We start from the raw sequence: 6,254 nt of genomic DNA on the forward strand, positions 1-6,254 counted from the left end.
AACGTCTCTTTGTTTTACTCTCCGTAAACGTCGAACTCGAAGTACTTGTCGTTGATTTCCTTGTACTTGCCGTTGGCACGCAGCGCCAGAATGGCGGCGTTGAATTTCTCTTTCAGATCCTTGTCAGCCTTGCGCACCGCAATACCGGCACCCTCGCCAAACCACTTGGGATCGGTCAGTTTCGGGCCGACGAATTCAAAGGCATCACCGCCCTCTTTCTTCAGCAGACCGTCGGTGATGGCGGCAGAGTCGGCCAGCACATAGTCCACACGGCCGGATTTCAGATCGAGATAGGCTTCATCGGCCGTGCCGTAACGCTTGATGGTGGCGTTGGGGAAGTTGTCGGTAATATAGGTATCCATAGAGGTCGCACGCTGCACCGCGACGGACTTGCCTTCCATAAAGGCTTTGTCGAGCTGCACATCAGTGCCCTTCTTGGCGGCAAAGCGGGCCGGAATGTGCTGGTACTTCTGGGTGAAGTCCACCTTCTTCTTGCGCTCTTCGGTGATGTCCATGGTAGCGATGATGGCGTCAAACTTGCGCGACAGCAGCGCCGGAATGATGCCGTCCCAATCCTGCTTGACCAGGGTGCACTTTACTTTCATCTCTTCGCACAGGGCGTTGGCGATGTCGATATCAAAGCCTTTCACCTCGCCACTGGGCTCGGTCCAGGAGAAGGGGGGATAGGCACCCTCAACCCCGATCCGGACCTCTTTCCACTCCTTGGCCATCAGGCTACCGGACGCGAGGGCAGTCACTACGGCTGTCGCCAGCATCAGCTTGTTCATGTATCTCTCCTTGATAAAACAGTTGATTGGGTAACCAGGCATCCCGCCATCAGTAGATGGATGAGATGAATTGCTTGAACCGCTCGGATTTGGGATGGGCGAAAATCTCCTTGGGGTTGCCCTCCTCTTCCACCCGCCCCTGATGCAGAAACATCACCTTGTTCGAGACATCCCGGGCAAACGACATCTCGTGGGTCACCACCAGCATGGTCCGTCCCTCTTCGGCCAGCTCGCGCATCAGGCCGAGCACCTCCCCCACCAGCTCGGGATCCAGCGCCGAGGTGGGTTCATCAAAGAGCATCACCTCGGGCTCTACCGCCAGCGCACGGGCAATAGCGGCCCGCTGCTGCTGACCACCGGAGAGGTGACCAGGATAGTAGTCGCGCCGCTCCCACAGCCCGACCCGGTTAAGCAGTTGCTCTGCCTTGGCCAGTGCTTCGGCACGAGGCACTTTGAGCACCTGGATCGGCACTTCGATGATGTTCTGCATGATGGTCATGTGCGACCAGAGATTGAAGCTTTGGAAAACCATCGCCAGCCGGCTGCGGATCCGCTCCACCTGACGCATATCCTCGGGCAACCGCTCGCCGGCGCGGCTGGTTTTCATCCGGATCAACTCGCCATGGAGCGAGACGGTGCCGGATGAGGGGGTTTCGAGCAGATTGATACAGCGAAGAAAGGTCGACTTCCCCGAGCCGGAGGAGCCGATAAGGGAGATCACATCCCCCTTGTGGGCGGTCATGTCGATGCCCTTGAGCACTTCGTGGGTGCCAAAATATTTGTGCAGATCACGTACTTCCAGTGCGGCAACGTCGCTCATCCATTACAACCTTGTCTGTCCCTAGACGCCGCAGGGGCGTGACTCAACCATCGTCTATTTAACAAAAAGTTAACCGATGGCAACCTTCAGCGAAAATATCACCCGGATAGTGAAAAAACAATACAGAACGAGGGTCTTCAGGGGATTCGCTCTATTTTTATTCGCCCTTTGCGTATTTTCCAGCACTTTGTTTGCATAAACAGCCGTTTCAATAGCTGTTCCGATACCGCCTTTTTATACCCCAATCATATCAGTGGCAAGAGAAAAGCGTGATGTGTGCCAAACCGGCACCAACATGGATTTATGCACACCCTTGCCGAGCGAAACATCGGCTCCCCGATCGGATCGACTTGATTTCATTGGTGCACTCGGGCTCGCACAGAACCTTATCAAACAGAGAGGTTGTGGCAAAAAAGTAACAATCCGCCCCCAAAAGGGCTGTTTTTGGCCATGAAAGCGAGAGATATGTGACACAGAGCCAATAAGTAATGATAAGGTGGTATTTTTATCAGTTTTTGTGATCGAGGCCTCGATGTTGCTCAACGTGTTGCTGATCCTGTTGCCACTGGCAATCGGCTATCTGGTTCCCCTCTCCTCTGCCCGACTGATCAAGCTGGTCAACCAGAGTCTGGGCAAGATGGTCTACCTCATCCTGTTTCTGATGGGGCTCGGGCTTGCCTATGTGGAAAACCTGGGCAGCAATCTGGCGGTGATCTTCAAGGTCGCCGGGGTGATGCTGGCGGCGATCACCTTCTGTAACCTGCTGGCCCTCTGGTGGCTCGACAAACGCACGCCGCCGACCCACGAGGCAAACGATGCCAAGATGCCGAGCAAGCTCCATCTCCTGTGGGAGTCGCTGCAGCTCTGCTTTGTGGTGCTCGGCGGTGTGCTGCTGGGTCTGCTGATGGATCTGCGCGCTCTGCCCATCGACAAATGGAGCGAGTGGGCCCTGATGCTGCTGCTGTTTCTCATCGGGGTGCAGATGCGCAACTCCGGCATGCGGCTACGCCAGATCCTGCTCAACCCCTGGGGGATGAAGATCGCCGCTACTGTCATTGTCAGCAGCTGGCTCGGCAGCCTGCTGGCGGCCCAGTTGCTGGGCATGCCCCTGGCTCACGGGCTGGCGCTGAGCTCGAGCTTCGGCTGGTATTCCCTGTCGGGCATTCTGGTGGCCGACAAGCTGGGGCCTGTGCTGGGCTCGGCCGCCTTTATCAACGATCTTGGGCGCGAGCTTATCGCCATTCTGATCATCCCGGTCCTGATGCGCCGCCACCCCTCGGCGGCCATCGGTTACGGCGGCGCCACGGCGCTGGACTTCACCCTGCCGGTCATCCAGAAGTCGGGGGGCATCACCGTCGTACCGGTGGCCATCGTCTCCGGCTTTATCCTGAGTCTGCTCGGCCCCATCCTGATCCTCGGGTTTCTGGCGATCTAAGCCTGATTTCCACATTGCAGATAAAAAAGCCCGACCTTGTTGTCGGGCTTTTGCTGTTTGGAGCAACCACGCACTGGCTGCGATATTGCTCGCAGCATTATTCGCGCCACAGGCCGCCACTCATCACCCTTTCGATAGCAAACGTCCGGTCGTGCACCAGCAGCAGATCCGCATCCTGCCCGACCCCGATACGGCCCTTGCTGCAGAGCCCCAGCGCCTGTGCCGGATTGCTCGTCACCGCGGCCAATGCCTTCTCCAGCGAGACACCGAGCCGGATCGCGCGCACGCACTGCTGCCACAGGCTGGCAATCTGGCCGCAGCGCATCTCGATTAACCGCCCCTCGCCATCAAAGCGCGGCAGGCTGGCGTTGGCATCCGAGCTGAAGGTGATGCGCTCGGCAGGCACATTGGCGGCCAGCAGCTCGAGGAGCGCATCGGCGGCAAGCCGCTCGCCATCCTCCAGCAGATCGGGAAAGCTCGAGGTGGTGAGGTCGACCCAACCTCCCGCCTTGCCCCACTCGATGGCCTCGGCAAAGAGCCAGGGATTACGGTTGCAGTGGGTGGGATAGAGCTGGCGCAGCGGAATGTCGGTCTCATCGCGCAGGGCCCGCAGGGGAGCCAATGCCCCCTTGCCATCCCCGACATGGAAGAAGCTGACCCCGCTCTTGCCCGCAAGCAGTCCGGCCACCCGCGCCTCGCTGGCAAGCCTGGCCAGCTCATCGTGGGTTGGCGCACTGGATCTGTGGTCACTGATGGCCACCTCCCCCACCCCCAATACCTCGGGGATCAGGATGATGTCCGACTCCACCGTGCCGGTCAGGGTCTTGACCGGTAGATGGTAGGAGCCGGTATACATGAAGGCGCTTACGCCGGCGGCGCGAAACTCGCGCACCTTGCCGAGCACCTGCGCGGGAGTGCGGGTCAGGCTGTCGGTGCCAAGCGCCGCCACCAGGGTAGTGACACCTGCCTTGAGCGCCTCGCTCGCCGCCAGTTCAGGGGTGCGAAAAGCAAAGCCCCCCTCACCGCCACCGCCGGTGATATGGGCCAGCGGATCCACCAGCCCGGGCACCAGATAGCGGCCACGACCATCGACACGATGCAGCGGCCAGTTTGTGGGCACCGTCAACCCCTTGCCCATCCAGGCGATACGGCCATCAGCCACCAGCAGATCCTGCTGGACAAGGTGGGTGGGGCTGAAGATCTCGGCCCCCTCGATCAGGGTCAACATGGCGCTCCTCCTTGCACGATTGTCGCTTGCCCAATGAAAAGAGAGGGAGCAAGCTCCCTCCCCCCGTCAACCACCATATATATCGTACTTGAAGTACTTCTGGTTGATCTGCTGATAGGTGCCATTGGCACGCAGCGCCTTGATCGCCTCGTCCAGCTTGCCCTTGAGCTCCTTATCGCTCTTGCGCACGGCGATCCCCATACCATCACCAAACCACTGGCGATCGGTCAGGGCGGGCCCCACATAGTCGAACTTGTTGCCCCCCTCTTTGCCAAGGAGCCCCTGCTCGATGGCAGAGGCATCGGCCAGCAGAGCCAGCACCCGACCCGCCTTCAGATCGAGATAGGCCTCATCGGCATTACCGTAGCGGACTATGGTGACATTCGAGCCAAAATTGTCGGTCAGGTACTTGTCGTGGGTGGTGGCCCGCTGCACCCCGATGCGCTTGCCCGCCATGCCTTCCGGGGTCAATGTCAGCTCGGTCCCCTTGGCCGCCACAAAGCGATTGGGAATATGGGCATATTTCTCGGTGAAATCGACCTTCTGGCGCCGCTCGTCGGTAATCGACATGGCGGCGATGATGGCGTCGTATTTTCGCGACAGCAGGGCCGGGATCATGCCGTCCCAATCCTGCGCCACCAGCTCGCACTTGACCGCCATCTGCTTACAGAGGGCGTTGGCGAGATCGATATCAAACCCCTTGATCTCGCCCGACGCATCGGTCCAGGAGAAGGGCGGGTAGGCCCCCTCCACCCCGAAGCGCACGGTTTTCCACTCCTTGGCCATGGCGGGGGTGGCCAGCAGGCTGGCAACAAACAGGGCTGAGAGGGTCAGTCTGATCTTCATCATGAGTACTCCATTACATAAAAAGCGCACAGGCGCGGACAAGGCACCGCAGGCGAATGCATGCGATGACCAAAAGCGGCAAAATCTGGATGAGCGAGATCACGCCCAAGCGGGCGTCAGTGAACTGCTCCAGGGGTTCGATCTATTCGTCGAACCACTCGGAGAGATAGAAAGGCTTGAAGTAGAAGGCCAGAAAAAAGCCTCTGGCTTTGCGCATCATGGTGGTTTGTCGCGTCCTGTGACAAAGATGGCAATCACCTTAGCACGCCCGAATTTTGCCCGGCAAGAGGCAGCCGCCAGGCAGTAGCAAAATCCCGATCATGGTCAAGGCAGGCGGGATCCGTTAGGCTCGAAGCATCTTGCCATTCCATAACAGACCCACAGCAACCGATGAATTTTCTGGCCCATCTCCATCTGGCTGCCCACACCCGAAGCTCCCTCACCGGCAATCTGCTCGGCGATTTCGTCAAAGGCACGCTGCCCACGGGGCTTGCCGCCCACTTCGATGAGGGGATCTGGCTGCACCGCAAAATTGATGCCTTCACCGACAGCCACCCCGAGCACAAGGCGGCCGTCGCCTGTTTCGAGGCCCCCTGGCGCCGCTTTGGCGGCATAGTGGTGGATATGATCTACGACCACTGGCTGAGCCTGCACTGGGGACTGTTCAGCACCGAGCCCCTGCCCCGCTTCCTGCAACGCAGTTATGACCAGCTATTGGCGGATCACCCACGCCTGCCGGATGGACTGCCGCTTCCCCTCAAGCGGATGGCCGAGCAGAACTGGATCGCCTCCTACCGCCACAGGGAGGGGCTGGGGCAAGCCCTTAACGGCATCGGCCGCCGACTGCGCCGCCCGGTACAACTGGGAGAGGCGCTGCTGACCCTCGATGAATCGCAGTGGCAAACATGCGAGGCGGGGTTTCTGCGCTTCTATCCCGCGCTGATGGACTTTAGCCAGCAGCAGCTGGCCCAATATCGGGCAGCCCACGGGGCACAGTGATCCCTCTGGATAGGCCTGCGTCCCGATAAAAAACGCCCCTTGCGGGGCGTTTCAGATTGCTGAAGAACCCCCTCTTTTTCAAAGAGGGGGTTCTTTTTTAGCTCGGCACCAGGGGGCCACTCACTGACTGACAAGCCG

Annotated in this window: 7 protein-coding genes; 3 read left to right on the forward strand and 4 right to left on the reverse strand. The window is 59.4% G+C overall.

Features of this window, described 5'->3' with window-relative positions; genetic code table 11:
* Positions 1-14: 14 nt before the first annotated feature.
* Together ACW5W8_RS19380 and ACW5W8_RS19385 are read right to left on the reverse strand one after the other, a co-directional pair.
* Positions 15-788, reverse strand: coding sequence for an ABC transporter substrate-binding protein (locus ACW5W8_RS19380; RefSeq protein ID WP_204382999.1), 774 nt, complete (start codon positions 786-788; stop codon positions 15-17).
* Positions 789-837: 49 nt separating this feature from the next.
* Complete coding sequence (locus tag ACW5W8_RS19385; protein ID WP_005337310.1) at positions 838-1,608, reverse strand: ABC transporter ATP-binding protein; 771 nt, start codon at positions 1,606-1,608, stop codon at positions 838-840.
* A gap of 532 nt (positions 1,609-2,140) precedes the next feature.
* Between ACW5W8_RS19385 and ACW5W8_RS19390 the strand changes: the two genes are divergently transcribed.
* A complete protein-coding gene (locus ACW5W8_RS19390) occupies positions 2,141-3,043 on the forward strand; it encodes a LysO family transporter (protein ID WP_498629670.1) in 903 nt (300 codons plus the stop codon).
* 97 nt (positions 3,044-3,140) lie between these two features.
* On the opposite strand, the gene iadA is transcribed toward ACW5W8_RS19390, so the two are convergent.
* Both iadA and ACW5W8_RS19400 read right to left on the reverse strand, forming a co-directional pair.
* Positions 3,141-4,271 (reverse strand): beta-aspartyl-peptidase, encoded by a 1,131-nt coding sequence (iadA, locus tag ACW5W8_RS19395; protein ID WP_498629672.1) that lies wholly within the window; start codon positions 4,269-4,271, stop codon positions 3,141-3,143.
* A gap of 66 nt (positions 4,272-4,337) precedes the next feature.
* Positions 4,338-5,120: an ABC transporter substrate-binding protein gene (locus ACW5W8_RS19400; protein WP_498629674.1), complete on the reverse strand. Its 783-nt coding sequence runs from the start codon at positions 5,118-5,120 to the stop codon at positions 4,338-4,340.
* Between ACW5W8_RS19400 and ACW5W8_RS19405 the strand changes: the two genes are divergently transcribed.
* Both ACW5W8_RS19405 and ACW5W8_RS19410 read left to right on the forward strand, forming a co-directional pair.
* Positions 5,119-5,424 carry a hypothetical protein gene (locus ACW5W8_RS19405; protein ID WP_110302316.1) on the forward strand — a complete coding sequence of 102 codons (306 nt, stop codon included), beginning with the start codon at positions 5,119-5,121 and terminating at the stop codon, positions 5,422-5,424. The genes ACW5W8_RS19400 and ACW5W8_RS19405 overlap by 2 nt on opposite strands.
* Before the next feature lie 83 nt (positions 5,425-5,507).
* Positions 5,508-6,116, forward strand: a complete 609-nt coding sequence (locus ACW5W8_RS19410) for an acyl carrier protein phosphodiesterase (RefSeq protein ID WP_498629676.1) — start codon at positions 5,508-5,510, stop codon at positions 6,114-6,116.
* The last annotated feature ends 138 nt before the right edge of the window (positions 6,117-6,254 follow it).

It is taken from the genome of Aeromonas aquatilis, assembly GCF_054052405.1.

Coding starts and splice junctions, on each gene's coding strand:
- ACW5W8_RS19380 (WP_204382999.1), bottom strand. CDS start 788: ATGAACAAGCTGATGCTGGCGACAGCCGTAGTGACTGCCCTCGCGTCC.
- ACW5W8_RS19405 (WP_110302316.1), top strand. CDS start 5,119: ATGAGTACTCCATTACATAAAAAGCGCACAGGCGCGGACAAGGCACCG.
- iadA (WP_498629672.1), bottom strand. CDS start 4,271: ATGTTGACCCTGATCGAGGGGGCCGAGATCTTCAGCCCCACCCACCTT.
- ACW5W8_RS19385 (WP_005337310.1), bottom strand. CDS start 1,608: ATGAGCGACGTTGCCGCACTGGAAGTACGTGATCTGCACAAATATTTT.
- ACW5W8_RS19400 (WP_498629674.1), bottom strand. CDS start 5,120: ATGATGAAGATCAGACTGACCCTCTCAGCCCTGTTTGTTGCCAGCCTG.
- ACW5W8_RS19410 (WP_498629676.1), top strand. CDS start 5,508: ATGAATTTTCTGGCCCATCTCCATCTGGCTGCCCACACCCGAAGCTCC.
- ACW5W8_RS19390 (WP_498629670.1), top strand. CDS start 2,141: ATGTTGCTCAACGTGTTGCTGATCCTGTTGCCACTGGCAATCGGCTAT.